We start from the raw sequence: 15,128 nt of genomic DNA, 5'->3' as shown, positions 1-15,128 counted from the left end.
GTCTGATTTTTGGCCAGATTAAAGGGCGTGTTGGCTAACAACAAAGAATAAAAATATCTTCTTTATTCCATTATTGAATTTTGAAAGTGATTTTGCGGTAAAGGAGATAGAAAAACGCCCCGCTGTTGCGGGGCGTTTTTATTGGCTATCACGCTCGGGATTGACCCAAGAGATTTAGCTGGCTTCTGTGGGCCTTACTTCTGCGGATCTTACTTTTGTGGACGTAAGGCCGGGAACAGAATGACGTCACGGATGGTGTGGCTGTTGGTGAACAGCATGACCAGACGGTCGATACCGATACCCTGACCGGCAGTCGGCGGCAGGCCGTGCTCCAGCGCGGTGACGAAGTCTGCGTCGTAGAACATGGCTTCGTCGTCGCCTGCTTCTTTCTGATCAACCTGATCCTGGAAGCGCTTGGCCTGGTCTTCTGCATCGTTCAGCTCGGAGAAGCCGTTGGCCAGCTCGCGGCCACCGATGAAGAATTCGAAGCGGTCGGTGACGTCCGGGTTCACGTCGTTGCGGCGGGCCAGCGGAGAAACGGCAGCCGGGTACTCGGTGATGAAAGTGGGTTGCAGCAGCATGTGCTCCACGGTCTCTTCGAAGATCGCGGTGATCACGTGGCCCAGCTCCCAGCCCTTCATCAGCTCGATGTGCAGACGCTTGGCAACGGCCTTGGCGCTCTCGAGGGTAGCCAGATCGTCCAGAGTTACATCCGGGTTGAACTTCAGGATGGACTCGACCATGGTGAGGCGCTGGAACGGCTGACCGAAATCGATGGTCAGGCCCTCTTCGCCCTCTTTGGCGTAACGGATCTTGGTGTCGCCCAGAATGTCCTGCGCCAGGGTGCGCAGCAGCTCTTCGGTCAGGTCCATCAGATCGATGTAGTCGGCGTAGGCCATGTAGAACTCGATCATGGTGAACTCGGGGTTGTGACGAACCGAGATACCTTCGTTACGGAAGTTACGGTTGATCTCGTAGACACGCTCGAAGCCACCGACCACCAGACGCTTCAGGTAGAGCTCCGGAGCGATACGCAGGTACATATCGATGTCCAGCGCATTGTGGTGAGTGACGAACGGACGCGCGGAGGCACCACCCGGGATGACTTGCATCATCGGGGTTTCCACTTCCATGAAGCGCTTTTCATTGAAGAATTTACGGATACCGGCAACCACCTGGGTGCGGATCATGAAGGTCTTGCGGGACTCTTCGTTGGCGATCAGATCCAGGTAGCGCTGGCGGCAGCGAGCTTCCTGGTCGGTCAGGCCTTTGTGCTTCTCGGGCAGCGGACGCAGCGCCTTGGTCAGCAGGCGGATATCGGAAACGTGAACGGAGAGCTCACCGGTCTGGGTCTTGAACAGGGTACCTTCGACACCCACGATGTCGCCCAGATCCCACTTCTTGAACTGCTCGTTGTAGAAACCTTCCGGCAGGTCGTCACGGGTGACGTAGACCTGGATCTTGCCGGCCATGTCCTGCAGGGTGGCGAAAGAAGCCTTGCCCATGATCCGGCGGGTCATGATGCGACCGGCAATCTTCACCCGTTTACCCAGGCTCGTCAGCTCCTCGGCGCTTTTGTCGTCGAACTCTGCGTGCAGATCGCCAGAGAGGCTGTCGCGACGGAAGTCGTTGGGGAAAGGATTACCCTGGGCGCGCAGGGCGGCCAGCTTGGAACGACGCTCGGTCATCTCGTTGTTGAGTTCGAGAGTTTGGTCGACTTCCGGAGTGATGGTTTGTTCAGACATGGTGATTCCTGCTTGTTTACAGACCTGATTTCAGGCTGGCTTCGATAAACTTGTCCAAGTCACCGTCGAGCACCGATTGGGTATTACGGGTTTCGACGCCGGTGCGCAGATCCTTGATACGGGAGTCATCCAGCACATAGGAACGGATCTGGCTGCCCCAACCGATATCAGACTTGGTCTCTTCCAGGGCTTGTTTCTCAGCGTTCTGCTTCTGAATTTCCAGCTCGTAGAGCTTGGCTTTCAGCTGCTTCATACACTGGTCTTTGTTTTTGTGCTGGGAACGGTCGTTCTGGCACTGTACCACGACACCGGTCGGAACGTGGGTAATACGCACCGCGGATTCGGTTCGGTTAACGTGCTGACCACCGGCACCGGAGGCGCGGTAGACGTCGATCCGCAGATCCGCCGGGTTGATCTCGATATCGATATCGTCGTCGATCTCGGGGTAGACGAACACAGAACAGAAGGAGGTGTGACGGCGGCCACCGGAATCGAACGGGGACTTGCGAACCAGACGGTGTACGCCGGTTTCGGTACGCAGCCAGCCGAACGCATATTCGCCGGTGAACTTGATGGTGGCGGATTTGATACCAGCCACGTCGCCTTCGGAGCATTCAATCAGCTCGGGCTTGTAGCCGTGGGCATCGCCCCAGCGCAGGTACATGCGCAGTACCATGTTGGCCCAATCCTGTGCTTCGGTACCACCGGAGCCGGACTGGATGTCGATATAGCAGTCGGAGCCGTCGTGCTGACCGGAGAACATGCGGCGGAACTCGAGATCCACCAGCTTGGCTTCCAGTTGTTCGGATTCGGCGATGGCTTCGTTGAAGGTCTCTTCGTCTTCCCCTTCCACGGCCAGGCTCACCAGCATCTCGACGTCATCCACGCCCTGGGTCAGGGTGTCGATGGTGCCGACCACGTTTTCCAGCGCGACGCGCTCTTTGCCCAGCGCCTGTGCGCGCTCGGGCTCATTCCATACGTCCGGCTGTTCCAGCTCGGCGTTGACCTCTTCTAGACGCTCTTTCTTGGCGTCATAGTCAAAGGTACCCCCTAAGAAGCTCGGTCCGCTCAGACAGCTCCTTAAGTTTATTTAATACGGGATTAACTTCGAACATCGTGAAAACTCTCAGGGTCGATGTGATTTAAAAACGGGATATTCTAGCCAATTGTGGAAGGAATAAACAGGGTTGCCTTGGTTTGTGCGGCTCATGCCGTCAATTTCTGGTGCACTTTTCTCCACCTCGGTAGAAAATATCGCCCGCAGACCCATTTTCAGGTTCAGTTTTGGCCATTCGGGTCGCTAATGACTACGTGTAGTGTTGTGCAATTTAGGGAAAAACCCGCTCCTCACCTCAATAAGAAGAACACATGATGAAAAACCTGTCACTCAAGCAGAAGATACTGTTGTCAGTGGTGATCGCCCTTTCGTTGGTGATTTTGTTGCTCTCCTGGCAGAGCTATAGCAGCCAGAAGTCCCTGTTGCTGCAAGGCAGCCAGGAGCAGTTGCAACGGCTGGGTACCCAGCAGGCCGAGCGTGTCAGCGACTGGCTCGCCGCCCGTCGCGACGTGATCCAGGCGCTCGGCAACAAGGCCGGTGCCGAACCCCTCAATGCCTTGCAACAGGCACAAGTTTCCGGCCGTTTCCAGCTCACCTATTTCGGTGAGAGCAGCGGCAAGATGAATGACTCCGATCCCTCCATCAACCGCGATGGCTACGACCCGCGCTCCCGTGGCTGGTATCAGGAGGCGATGAGCAAAGGTGGCCTGATTGTCACCAAACCCTATCTCGATGTGGCTTACAACATCATGGTGGTGACCCTGGCCCAGCCGGTTTCTGGCGGGGTAGTCGGTGGTGACCTCTCTATCGCCTCGCTAGTGGAAGACGTGACCAAGATGCAGCTGCCTGCCGACGGTTTCGCCATCATGATGCACAAGGATGGCACCATCATCGCCTACAAGGATGCTGCCAAGGCGATGAAACCGGCCAGCGAGATCGACAACGATCTGACCAACGCGCTGATCGAGCAGAGCAAGTCGAGCAAGGATCTGGTTCCGGCCTACTTCGACAACGAAGGTCGCGACAAGCTGCTGTGGGCGGCCGATATCCCCGACACGGATTGGGAGCTGGTGCTGGTGCTGGACAAGGCCGCGCTGGAAGCGCCGCTCTCCTCCCTGCTGATGACCCAGCTGGGGATGGCGCTGCTGGTGCTGGTGGGTAGCATCCTCACTATCTCCTGGCTGGTCAGCATGCTGCTTGGCCCGCTCACCAAGGTCTCCCAGGCGCTGGCCCGCATTGCCGATGGTAACGGTGATCTGACCCAGCGCATCAAGATCGACGCCAACGACGAAGTGGGTCAACTGGCCAACAGCTTCAACCGTTTCGTCGGCAGCCAGCATCAGCTGATCGGCAATATCCGTCAGCTGGCCAACGAGTTGAACGCCGATGCCGAGCGCAGTCTGGTGACCAACCAGGCCGCGGTGGACGAGTTGTAGCGTCAGCAGCAGGAGGTGACCATGGTCGCCACGGCGGTCACCGAGATGGCGAGCGCCACCATGGAGATCGCTGGCAACGCCGAGAACACCGCCGCCGCTGCCCAGCAATCTGCCCAGAGCAGTGAGCAGGGCAAGATGCTGGTCAACAAGACCCGCCAGTCCATCAATGGTCTGGCCGAAGAGGTGGGGCAGGCGACCGAGGTGATCGGCGAGCTGAGCCGCCACGCGCAGGCCATCACCAGCATCCTCTCCACCATTCAGGGGATTGCCGAGCAGACCAACCTGCTGGCGTTGAACGCGGCCATCGAAGCGGCTCGCGCCGGTGAGCAGGGTCGTGGTTTTGCGGTGGTCGCTGACGAGGTGCGGGTGCTGTCGCGCCGTACTCAGGACTCCACCCAGCAGATCCAGTCCACCATCGAGACCCTGCAACAGACCACTGCCCGTGCGGTGAGCCTGATGCAGACCAGTCAGGGGCTGGCGGACAACAGCGTGCAGGATGCCGATCAGGCGGTGCGCGCGCTGGAAGAGATCACCAGCGCCATCTCCCTCATCTCCGACATGGCGGGTCAGATCGCCACAGCCGCCGAGGAGCAGACCCAGGTGACCGGCGAGATCACCCAGAACACCACCGCCATCAAGGATGTGAGTGACGAGATCACCGCATCTGCCATGCGCGATCTGGATCAGGCCCACAGCCTCAAAGGGCGTGCTGCTGACCTTAACCAGCAGGTGTCGACCTTTATCCTGTAAAGTGCAACTCTCGGCCTGTTCCGGCTGAGATAAACAAGCCCCGCCCTCTGTCGAGTGCGGGGCTTTTTGTTGTTCGGGGGATTCCGGGTAGTTCGGGTTGCTCGCGGGTCATCCTGGTGCCGGATACGTGCCCCTGCGTCAGCTGGCGAGTAGAGAACAAACAAAGAGCCCACCGAAAGGTGGGCTCTGATCATATACGTCTGACGGAAAGGGAATTACAGGAATGGCATCGCCATAAACAGCTTGATCACCATGGCGTTGATGATGTCGATAAAGAAGGCCCCCACCATGGGCACTACCAGAAACGCCAGGTGGGAGGGACCGAAGCGCTGGGTGATGGCCTGCATGTTGGCAATCGCGGTCGGGGTGGCCCCGAGGCCAAAGCCGCAGTGACCTGCTGCCAGTACGGCCGCATCGTAATTTTTACCCATCACCCGGAAGGTGACGAAGATGGCGTAGAGCGCCATCGCCACGGTCTGGGCGGCCAGCAGAATGAAGATGGGCAGCGCCAGGCTGGCCAGATCCCACAGTTTCAGGCTCATCAGTGCCATGGCGAGGAACAGCGACAGGCTGACGTTGCCCAGCAGGGAGACCTCGCGATCGCTCACCTCATGCCAGTTCAGCAGGGTCAGGACGTTGCGCAGCAGCACGCCGACAAACAGCACGCAGACAAAGATCGGCAGCTCGAAGGCGCCCCCTTTGAGGGAAGCAGAGAGCAGCTCGCCGCCCTTGAGGCTGATGGCGATCAGCGCCAGCGTCTCGATAACGCTGAAAGTGGTGAGGGGGCGCTCCATATCCGGCATTTCGAAGCCCTGGGGGGCCTCATCCTGATTGTGCTCCTCACCGGGCACCTGCACTTTCTTCACCAGATAGCGGGCGACTGGGCCACCGATCAGGCCGCCCAGCACCAGACCAAAAGTGGCACAGGCGATGGCGAGCTCAGCGGCGGATTGCACGCCGTACTTCTCGGAGAAGGTTGCGCTCCAGGCCGCCCCGGTGCCGTGGCCGCCGGAGAGAGTGATGGAGCCTGCCAGCAGCCCCATGTGGGGATCCAGACCGAGCAGGGTCGCCAGACCGACACCCAGACTGTTTTGCACCAGCAGCAGGCCGGTGACCACCATCAGGAAGGTAACCACCGCCTTGCCGCCGCGTTTCAGGCTGGCGAGATCGGCGGAGAGACCGATGGAGGCGAAGAAGGCCAGCATCAGCGGGGTTTGCAGGCTGGTATCAAATTGCAGCTCCATCTGCAGGGTGGAGCGCAGCAGCAGCAGTACCAGCGCGACCACCAGGCCGCCGGCTACCGGTTTGGGGATGTTGAAGGTACGCAGCAGCCCGACTCGGGTAACCAACACCCGGCCAAGCAGCAATACCAGAGTGGCAGCGACCAGCGTTGCGTAGGAATCAAGTTGTAACATTCAGTACTCCCATGTTGATTGGCTGTGTCTTTCATAGCAAAAGACTTACAGATTCAGCCGGGATGAAAACAGTGTGGCTTATGTGCCAGCAAAGAAGGGGAAACATCTCCCCGCCCCAGGAAAGATGGGGCTTGTGCGGGCCTGAAATGCTCAGGCATCCAGATGAGATTTTAGTAAAATCCGGCGGATTGTAGCAAAAAGCATCGTTTAATTCCATCTTTGTCGTATTAATGCTCGTTTTAGTGGTTTATTGTGACATTTAACACTATGTAGGTAGAGGGCAGAAAAGCCGAAAAGGGTGCATGGAACGGCTGTCATTTGGGGCGCCAGTCTCTATAATTCGCCGGTTTCCGCTGCACGCAGAGGCGCTGGCGGGCGTTGACATTGTGGTTCACCCCGACATGGTTCATATTCCGGCGGTGTTCACTTCATCAAGAGGAGAGGGTGTGAAGAAGTCTATCTACATTGCCTACACAGGCGGCACCATTGGGATGCAGCGTTCCGATCACGGCTACGTGCCGATGGCGGGCTTTATGGAAGACTGTCTGGCGCGTATGCCCGAGTTCCACCGCCCCGAGATGCCGGATTACCATATCCACGAATATGCGCCCCTCATCGACTCCTCCGACATGACCCCGGCGGATTGGCAGCGCATCGCCGAAGACATTCGCGACAACTACGAGAAATACGATGGCTTCGTGATCCTGCATGGCACCGACACCATGTCGTTCACCGCCTCGGCGCTCTCTTTCATGCTGGAAGATCTGCACAAGCCGGTCATCATCACCGGTTCCCAGATCCCGCTGGCCGAGCTGCGCTCCGACGGCCAGCAGAATCTGCTCAACGCCCTCTACATCGCGGCCAACTACCCGATCCACGAGGTGACGCTGTTCTTCAACAATCAGCTCTATCGCGGCAACCGTAGCAAGAAGGTGCACGCCGACGGCTTCCACGCCTTCGACTCCCCCAACTATCCGCCGCTGCTCAACGCCGGGATCGCCATCTCGCTGGAAGCGGGTGAGCTGGGCGTGCCCTCTGCGCGGCCGCTGGTGCTGCACGATATCACCCCCCAGCCCATCGGCGTGGTGACCCTCTATCCGGGGATCTCCAGCGAGGTGATCGCCAATATCCTGCAACAGCCGGTGAAGGCGCTGATCCTGCTGTCGTTCGGGGTTGGCAATGCGCCGCAGAACCCGGCCATGCTGGCGCTGCTTTCCGAGGCTTCGGCCCGCGGCGTCATCATCGTCAACCTGAGCCAGTGCCTGCACGGCAAGGTCAACATGGGTGGCTATGCCACCGGCAACGCCCTGTCGCGGGCCGGGGTGATCTCGGGCTTTGACATGACCGCCGAAGCGGCGCTCACCAAGCTCCACTTCCTGCTGAGTCAGGACTTGCCATCCCACCGGATTCGCGAGCTGATGCAACAATCCCTGCGCGGGGAGCTGACTCCCTGAGAAACTGTCCGCGACCTTACTGCGAAGGCGTGATCAAGGCTCATGTGCTGCTCGCGTGTTTGTGAACAAGAGGGCTCACGTATATCTATACGCTCCGGTTCCTGCGCTGCTCTTCACCTTGCTGACGTCTTCTCGCTACAGGTCGTGAACAGCTTCTGACCTCCCCACCATGGGGAGAGTGGAAAAAGAGGGGGGCCATAATGGCTCCCCTCTTTGCTGTGGCCGCCGCGAGCGGCCTGCCGAGTCAGGTTCAATGGTTAAGGTCGACCCGCACTATCTCTTCCTCGTCGCGATACTGACGCTTGAGCTCGCTCTTGCTCTTCATCACGATCTCGCCGTCACGACCTATGTTCATGTGCTCGGGATTGTCGATGTGCATCGCCTGCCAGGCCATCACGGCTTGCAGGGAGGTGGCCTTCTGCTCGTCGGTGAGGGGCTTGCCATCGGGCCACTTGCCCAGCTCGACTGCGGTTTTGAGCCGCTCGTACACCTCTTGTGGCATCTGCCTGATAGCTTGTAAAAACTCACCCTGTTGAAACGACATCCGGCCTCTCCTTGAACTATTGAGCCATAAACAGCGGGATCTGATGGGCCATGCAGGTAGACCCTATCGGTCTATGCCGGCAGATCCTGGCGGACTACGCCAGCCATCTGCTCCATCACCCGCACTACCTGACAACTGTACCCGAACTCGTTGTCATACCATACGTAGAGCACGCAGTGATCCCCCTCGGCGATGGTCGCCTGGGAGTCGACGATGCCCGCATAACGGGAACCTACCATGTCGGAGGAGACCAGCTCGGTGCTGGCGCTGAAGTCGATCTGGCGATGGAGGGCCGAGCTTAGCGCCATCTGCTGCAGATAGGCGTTGAGGCTCTCCCGATCGGTGGCCTGCTCCAGCGAAAGATTGATAATCGCCAGCGAGACGTTGGGGGTCGGCACCCGGATGGCGTTGCCGGTCAGCTTGCCCTTGAGTTCGGGCAGCGCCTTGGCCACCGCCTTGGCGGCGCCGGTGCTGGTCATCACCATATTGAGGGCCGCGCTGCGACCGCGGCGCTCGCCTTTGTGGTAGTTGTCGATGAGGTTCTGATCGTTGGTGTAGGAGTGGACCGTCTCCACGTGGCCGTGGCGGATGCCGAACCGCTCCTGCATTACCTTGAGCACCGGGGTGATGGCGTTGGTGGTACAGGAGGCGGCGGAGATGATCCTGTCATCCGGGCCTATCACCTCATGGTTGACCCCGAACACCACGTTCTTCATCTCCCCCTTGCCGGGAGCGGTCAGCAGCACCTTGCCGGCACCGCGCGCTTTCAGGTGCTCGGAGAGGCCAGCCTCGTCACGCCAGACTCCGGTGTTGTCGACGATCAGCGCATCGTGAATGCCGTAGGCGGTGTAGTCGATGTCGGCCGGGCTGTTGGCGTAGATCACCTGAATGAAGGTACCGTTGGCGATGATGGCGCTGCGCTCCGCATCCACCTCGATGGAGCCGTTGAAGGGGCCGTGCACCGAGTCGCGGCGCAGCAGGCTGGCGCGTTTCTCCAGATCCCCGTCGCGACCGCCACGTACCACGATGGCGCGCAGGCGCAGCGGATTGGCGGCGCCGGTGCGCTCGATGAGCAGGCGGGCCAGCAGGCGGCCGATACGGCCAAAGCCGTAGAGCACCACATCGGTCGGCTGCGGCATCTGGCTGCGGCCAAGGGCCGGTACCAGTCGCGCTTGCAGATAGTCCTCGATCCCCGCTTCATCCTGATGATCCTGCCAGTAGCCGACTGCCAGCTTGCCAAGGTCAACCTCGGCGGCGGTGGGTTTGAGGGCAACGATGGCCTGAAGCAGGGGGAAGCTTTGCTGGATGGGGAGGGGGGCGCCCTGGTGGCGGCGGACGACCCGGTGGGCCTTGAGGATATCGATGGTGGAGGCGTTTTGCAGCGGGCGGCCGTAGAGGGTGATCTCGACCCCTTGTTGTCGGTAGAGGCGACCAATCAAGGGCTGCATGGCTTCGGCGAGCTCCTGGCTCTCCTGCCACGCTTGCAAGTAGTGCTCGTGGGTCATTGACCAGATCCTTTATTTCACGTTGTTGGTGTAAATAGAAAATTCGTCGAATGCAGATCAGTGTAGGGGTGTATATTTCGTTATATTATTCTGCAATCGCGGCCTTTTATGGCGCGCGCATTGTAATGGATATGTAACCGGTTTGCTAGCCGGAGGTGGCCCGTAAAGGCGCCAGTTGTTACCAACCCGCGTTACCAACAAGATGTGAACCATGGCCAATTTCCCCCTGCGACAGACCTTCATCATGCTTTCAGTCGGCCTTGCCGTGGCTGGCTGCAATGACGATCGGATCCACAACATCTGTGGCAATCATCCCGAGCTCTGCCAAGATCTGGTGGACGATGGCTGGTGTCGCTATGAGCGTACCGATGTGATCCGCAGTCGCTTCTATCTCAAGGAAGAGGGGACGGATCGGCGCAAGTACGAGCTGATGCGTAACCTTGAGCGCTATCTCAAGTGTGCCGAGCGCTCCACCAGCATTGAATACAAGAATGCCCGCGAGCAGAAGAGTCCACGGGTCGAGGGCATGCTGGCGGCCGGGGATCAGTTGGCCCAGCTCGATGCGGCGACCCGCAATTCACAAGATCCCTACCTGCTGCTCTGGCACTGGACCAACAACACCAACGAGCTGGCTCGCCAGCAGTTTATGGCTCTGGAAGGCACCAAGGCGCTGGATGAACCCGAGCTGCAACTGGCGCTCGGCGGTATCTACGCCAAGAGCGACCCCGAAAAGGCCATTGCCACCTTGCAGCACGGGCTCTCCCTCTATCAGGAGGGGGATAAGGTCAACAGCCGCATATTCACCTCCCTCAGCACCCTCTATATGGGCCAGAAACAGTATGGGCTGGCCTATCTGTGGGGCAAGGTGAGCGAATCGTTTCAGGATAGCCCCGAGGTCTCAGCCAAGCGTTTTGGCATCTACCACACCCTGAGCAAGACAGAGCAGGATGGCTACGATGTTCGGGCTGCCGAAATTGTCGAGCAGCTCAAGCATGGCAACTACCGGCCCTGAGGCAGTGATGACGACGCTCTCCCCGGCCAGCTGCTGGCCCAATCCGTTCGATCTCTCTTTCGTTCATGGCGAGGTACGTACCGATGGCCGCACGCTTGAGCGCCTCACGGTGCGTGCCGTGGTGCCCCGTGGCGACGAGCTGCTGCTGGTCCACTCCCGGGTCAACGGCGATCTGATGTTCCCTGGCGGCGGCGTTGAAGCGGGGGAGAGCCACCATGTGGCGCTCGCTCGCGAGCTGCTGGAGGAGTGCGGTGCCGAGCTGCGGGAAGTGGGGGGCCTGCTTGGCGAGACCCGTGAATATCGCGCCGCCCGCGAGCCGGGGTTTGATGCCTACTGCATCCGCTCGCTCTACTACTTGTGCCGGATTGGCGATCAGCTGGTGGCCCCGCAGCCGCAGCCCTACGAGATCCGCCTTGGCTTCGTGCCCGGCTGGTTTGCCCTCGACGAGGCGCTGCAGACCAACAAGACCCAGCTGGCGGGGCCCTGTCCCCAGTGGACGGCGCGAGAGACCCGGGTGCTGGCCCAGCTGCAACGCTGGCATCAGCAGGGGATCTTCGACCATGGCTGATGAGTACATCAAGCCGCAACGGTCAGTGATACCAACAAAAAGAGCGCCAATGGGCGCTCTTTTTAATTGAGATGGAGGCGGTTATTTGGCCACTCTGTCGTGCGAGATCATTTGACCTCTTCGCCCTTGGCTTGCAGATCAGCATGGTAGGAGGAGCGCACGAAAGGACCGCAGGCGGCGTGGGTAAAGCCCAGCTCCATGGCGACGTCTTTCAGCTCGTCAAACTCTGCTGGCGGCACGTAGCGCTTGACCGGCAGGTGGTGGCGGCTCGGCTGCAGATACTGACCCAAGGTCAGCATGTTGACGCCGTGGGCGCGCAGATCCTTGAGTACCTCGACGATCTCTTCGTTGGTCTCGCCAAGGCCCATCATCAGGCCGGATTTGGTCGGCACGTGGGGGTGCATCTCCTTGATGCGGCGCAGCAGCTCCAGCGACCACTTGTAGTCGGCACCCGGGCGGGCGACGCGATACATGCGCGGTGCGGTTTCCAGGTTGTGGTTGAAGACGTCCGGCGGGGTCTCGCGGAACACCTCAAGGGCCTGCTCCATCCGGCCACGGAAGTCCGGGGTCAGGATCTCGATGCGGGTCTGCGGGCTGTGCTCGCGGATCTCGCGGATGCAGTCGGCGAAGTGCTGGGCACCGCCGTCGCGCAGATCGTCGCGGTCCACCGAGGTGATCACCACATACTTGAGGTTCATCTCCTTGATGGTCAGCGCCAGCTTCTTCGGCTCTTCCGGATCGAGTGCCAGCGGTCGGCCGTGGGCCACGTCGCAGAAGGGGCAGCGACGGGTGCAGATGGCGCCCATTATCATAAAGGTGGCGGTGCCGTGGTTGAAGCACTCCGCCAGGTTGGGGCAGGAGGCCTCTTCACAGACCGAGTGCAGCTTGTTCTTGCGCAAGGTGCTCTTGATGTGTTCGATCTTCTGGCTGGAGGGGGGCAGCTTGATCCGCATCCAGTCCGGCTTGCGAAGGAGTTCTTCGTTGGGATCCGGCATGAATTTCACCGGGATCAGGGCCATCTTGTCGCCATCGCGCAGCTTGACGCCCGGCTCCATACGAACGGGTTTGCTCATGATTCACTCTCGGTGTTTGTTATTGTTTGGTAGCCAATCAGGCGGGCCAGTTCGGCCACCAGAATGGATTGCGCCTCGGCCACGCTTTGCGGGCCGCCCAGGGCGCTGGTCTGGGTCATGGCCATGCCCGCATAGCCGCACGGATTGATGTGCAGGAAGGGGGTCATGTCCATGTTGATGTTGAGGGCCAGCCCGTGGAATGAGCACCCCTTGCGGATGCGCAGACCCAGCGAGGCCAGTTTTGCCTCCATGCCAAGGTCATTTTTCACATAGACCCCGGGGGCATCGGCCTTGGCATAAGCCTGGATATCGCTTTTGGCGAGGGTATTGATGATGGCTGTCTCCAGCGCGGTCACCAGCTCGCGAACCGAGAATTTGCAGCGGCGGACATCCACCAGTACGTAGAGCACCAGCTGGCCCGGGCCGTGATAGGTCACCTGACCGCCGCGATCGCTCTGCACCACCGGGATATTGCCCGGATTGAGCAGGTGTTCGGCCTTGCCGGCCTGACCCTGGGTGTAGACGGGATCGTGCTCGACCACCCAGAACTCGTCCGGGGTATCGCTGGTGCGGTTGTCGGTGAAGGCTTTCATGGCGTCCCATACCGGCTGGTAGGGGCGGCGACCCAGCTGCCTGACAATCAGGCTGGACTGGGCGGGGATCTGGGATGACATGGCGTCCTCGCGGCGTGCTGCGGCCAAAAACAGTCGCCCCGCAGAACGGGGCGAGAGAGAAATTACAGTACGTATTTCACCAGCTCGATCTTGCCAAGGGCGTGGTACATCGCTTCGATGTGCTCCTTGCTCTGGGCAGTCACGGTCACGCGGACCGAGTGGTAGTTGCCCTTGGAGCTGGGCTGGACTGTCGGGCTGTAGGTGCCGGGGGCGTGCTGCTGCAGCACTTCAACCACCATCTCCGGCAGTGCCGGGTCGGCAACGCCGAGTACCTTGAACGGGAATTTGCAGGGAAACTCCAGCAGTTCATCAAACTTGGTATTCATTTACTCACCTTTTGCGTCATCACCGGGATGACTTCATCTTGGATGGCTAGTGGCCGATGGCCCATGGAGGCCGCCATTTCAAGTCTATATGGGCACGGCTCATAACTATATGGGCGCAGCCCGGACCGGGATCAAGGCCAGGATCGGTCAGACAAGGATGGAAGTGCTGCTTTTTACCACAAATCAGGGTAAGGCGGAACCTGCAGTTTACAGGGTTATTCACTGCCTTTGTCCGTCACAGACAGCAGCGGCGCCTGTTGGCGCCGCTGTTTGGTGAGGATTGTGCGTTGGATTACTTGAACCAGCTGGTGACCAGCAGTACCAGGTAGTCCCACAGACGGCTCATCAAGCCACCTTCCTGCACCTCTTCCAGGGCGACCAGCGGCACCTGCTTGATCTCTTTGTCGCCCTGCTTCAGGAACACGGTACCGACGCGCTGACCCTTGGCCAGCGGCGCTTTCAGCTCGCTGTCGAGCTGGAAGTCAGCCTTCAGGTTGTTGCCCTGGCCGCGGGTGACCAGCACGGAGACATCTTTGTCGACGCCCAGTTTCACTTCCGGTTTGTCGCCCATCCAGATCTTCTGGGTGACCAGCTCGGTGCCCGCCTTGTACGGGGTCAGGCTCTGGAAGAAGCGGAAGCCATAGGTGAGCAGTTTTTTGCTCTCGGCGGCGCGGGAGGCTTCGCTGCTGGCGCCCAGTACCACGGCGATCAGGCGCATGCCTTCGTTGTTGGTGGCAGAGGAGACCAGGTTATAGCCGACCTGGCTGACGTGGCCGGTCTTGATGCCATCCACCTGCAGGGATTGATCCCACAGCAGGCGGTTGCGGTTGTGCTGGGTGATGCCGTTGAAGACGAAGGATTTCTGGGAGTAGATCTTGTACTCCTCCGGCAGGTCGCGGATCAGCGCCTGACCCAGACGGGCCATGTCGTGAGCGGTACTGTAGTGACCTTCCGCATCCAGGCCGTGCGGGTTCATGAAGTGGCTGTCGTTCATGCCAAGCTTGGCGGCCCAGCTGTTCATCAGGCTGGCGAAGGAGTCGGTGCTGCCCGCCAGGAACTCGGCCATGGCGACGCAGGCGTCGTTGCCGGACTGGATGATGATGCCCTTGTTGAGATCATCGACGGAGACCTGCTTGCCCACCTCGATAAACATCTTGGAAGAGTCGGAGTAGTTCTTGGACCAGGCGTTCTGGCTGATGGTCACCATGTCGGTGCGCTTGATGTTCCCCTTCAGCAGCTCCTGGCCGATGATGTAGGAGGTCATCATCTTGGTCAGACTGGCGGGCGGCAGACGCTCTTCGGCGTTCTGCTCGGCCAGCACCTGACCTGAGTAGTAGTCGATCAGAATATGGGCCTTGGCGGAGATCTCCGGCGCGGCGGGAACCACCATGGGCATGGCATTCGGGGTCGGTGTCGGCACCGGCGTATTGGCCTGGGCGGTTACGCTGATCAGTGAGGCCAGAAGAACTGAACGGGCAAATTTGGACATCTTGAAATTCCTGCGAGCCAGATGGGGATAAAATGCGGGCCTAACTATACCAGATGCGCCCGCAGGTTATAGCCCGAGAT

At 59.7% G+C, this 15,128-nt stretch carries 12 protein-coding genes and 1 pseudogene; 4 read left to right on the top strand and 9 right to left on the bottom strand.

Features of this window, described 5'->3' with window-relative positions:
- Nucleotides 1-209: 209 nt before the first annotated feature.
- Nucleotides 210-1,745, bottom strand: coding sequence for a lysine--tRNA ligase (gene lysS, locus OKB77_RS11900; protein WP_005335201.1), 1,536 nt, complete (start codon nucleotides 1,743-1,745; stop codon nucleotides 210-212).
- Between the two features lie 16 nt (nucleotides 1,746-1,761).
- Nucleotides 1,762-2,860 (bottom strand): peptide chain release factor 2 gene (gene prfB / locus OKB77_RS11895; RefSeq protein WP_100645262.1). Its coding sequence is split into 2 segments (ribosomal slippage): nucleotides 1,762-2,784 and nucleotides 2,786-2,860, totalling 1,098 coding nucleotides; the frame shifts between segments, so codons are not numbered across the junction.
- A gap of 256 nt (nucleotides 2,861-3,116) precedes the next feature.
- Here prfB and OKB77_RS11890 point away from each other — a divergent pair.
- Nucleotides 3,117-4,988 (top strand): annotated as a pseudogene (locus tag OKB77_RS11890) (methyl-accepting chemotaxis protein).
- A gap of 215 nt (nucleotides 4,989-5,203) precedes the next feature.
- Here the strand turns inward: OKB77_RS11890 and gltS are convergent.
- Nucleotides 5,204-6,403: a sodium/glutamate symporter gene (gltS, locus tag OKB77_RS11885; RefSeq protein WP_005348115.1), complete on the bottom strand. Its 1,200-nt coding sequence runs from the start codon at nucleotides 6,401-6,403 to the stop codon at nucleotides 5,204-5,206.
- A 446-nt stretch (nucleotides 6,404-6,849) separates the two neighbouring features.
- Here gltS and ansA point away from each other — a divergent pair, with 446 nt between their 5' ends.
- Nucleotides 6,850-7,857: an asparaginase gene (gene ansA / locus OKB77_RS11880; RefSeq protein WP_042054747.1), complete on the top strand. Its 1,008-nt coding sequence runs from the start codon at nucleotides 6,850-6,852 to the stop codon at nucleotides 7,855-7,857.
- A 250-nt stretch (nucleotides 7,858-8,107) separates the two neighbouring features.
- Here ansA and OKB77_RS11875 read toward each other — a convergent pair whose 3' ends face one another.
- Together OKB77_RS11875 and OKB77_RS11870 are read right to left on the bottom strand one after the other, a co-directional pair.
- Nucleotides 8,108-8,401 carry a YeaC family protein gene (locus OKB77_RS11875; protein WP_151286082.1) on the bottom strand — a complete coding sequence of 98 codons (294 nt, stop codon included), beginning with the start codon at nucleotides 8,399-8,401 and terminating at the stop codon, nucleotides 8,108-8,110.
- A 71-nt stretch (nucleotides 8,402-8,472) separates the two neighbouring features.
- Nucleotides 8,473-9,906: a glyceraldehyde-3-phosphate dehydrogenase gene (locus OKB77_RS11870; protein ID WP_216975648.1), complete on the bottom strand. Its 1,434-nt coding sequence runs from the start codon at nucleotides 9,904-9,906 to the stop codon at nucleotides 8,473-8,475.
- A gap of 211 nt (nucleotides 9,907-10,117) precedes the next feature.
- Between OKB77_RS11870 and OKB77_RS11865 the strand changes: the two genes are divergently transcribed.
- Both OKB77_RS11865 and OKB77_RS11860 read left to right on the top strand, forming a co-directional pair.
- The gene (locus OKB77_RS11865; protein ID WP_005335192.1) at nucleotides 10,118-10,918 is read left to right on the top strand and encodes a DUF2989 domain-containing protein; all 801 of its coding nucleotides are present in this window, start codon (nucleotides 10,118-10,120) and stop codon (nucleotides 10,916-10,918) included.
- A gap of 7 nt (nucleotides 10,919-10,925) precedes the next feature.
- A complete protein-coding gene (locus OKB77_RS11860) occupies nucleotides 10,926-11,486 on the top strand; it encodes an NUDIX domain-containing protein (RefSeq protein WP_270656470.1) in 561 nt (186 codons plus the stop codon).
- Between the two features lie 107 nt (nucleotides 11,487-11,593).
- Here the strand turns inward: OKB77_RS11860 and lipA are convergent, their stop codons facing one another.
- The 4 genes from lipA to OKB77_RS11840 form a co-directional block, all read right to left on the bottom strand.
- A complete protein-coding gene (lipA, locus tag OKB77_RS11855) occupies nucleotides 11,594-12,559 on the bottom strand; it encodes a lipoyl synthase (RefSeq protein WP_005335190.1) in 966 nt (321 codons plus the stop codon).
- Nucleotides 12,556-13,233 (bottom strand): lipoyl(octanoyl) transferase LipB, encoded by a 678-nt coding sequence (gene lipB, locus OKB77_RS11850; RefSeq protein WP_040066806.1) that lies wholly within the window; start codon nucleotides 13,231-13,233, stop codon nucleotides 12,556-12,558. Before lipB ends, lipA begins: the two co-directional genes overlap by 4 nt.
- A gap of 62 nt (nucleotides 13,234-13,295) precedes the next feature.
- Nucleotides 13,296-13,559 carry a DUF493 family protein YbeD gene (gene ybeD / locus OKB77_RS11845; RefSeq protein WP_005335178.1) on the bottom strand — a complete coding sequence of 88 codons (264 nt, stop codon included), beginning with the start codon at nucleotides 13,557-13,559 and terminating at the stop codon, nucleotides 13,296-13,298.
- A 292-nt stretch (nucleotides 13,560-13,851) separates the two neighbouring features.
- Nucleotides 13,852-15,048, bottom strand: coding sequence for a D-alanyl-D-alanine carboxypeptidase family protein (locus OKB77_RS11840; protein ID WP_005335176.1), 1,197 nt, complete (start codon nucleotides 15,046-15,048; stop codon nucleotides 13,852-13,854).
- Nucleotides 15,049-15,128 lie beyond the last annotated feature (80 nt).

This window comes from Aeromonas sp. Y318-3 (assembly GCF_027706185.1).
GTDB classification, from domain to species: Bacteria; Pseudomonadota; Gammaproteobacteria; order Enterobacterales; family Aeromonadaceae; genus Aeromonas; species Aeromonas veronii.
The sequence above is the reverse complement of the archived record's forward strand: the minus strand, read 5'-3'. Positions and strand labels throughout refer to the sequence as shown.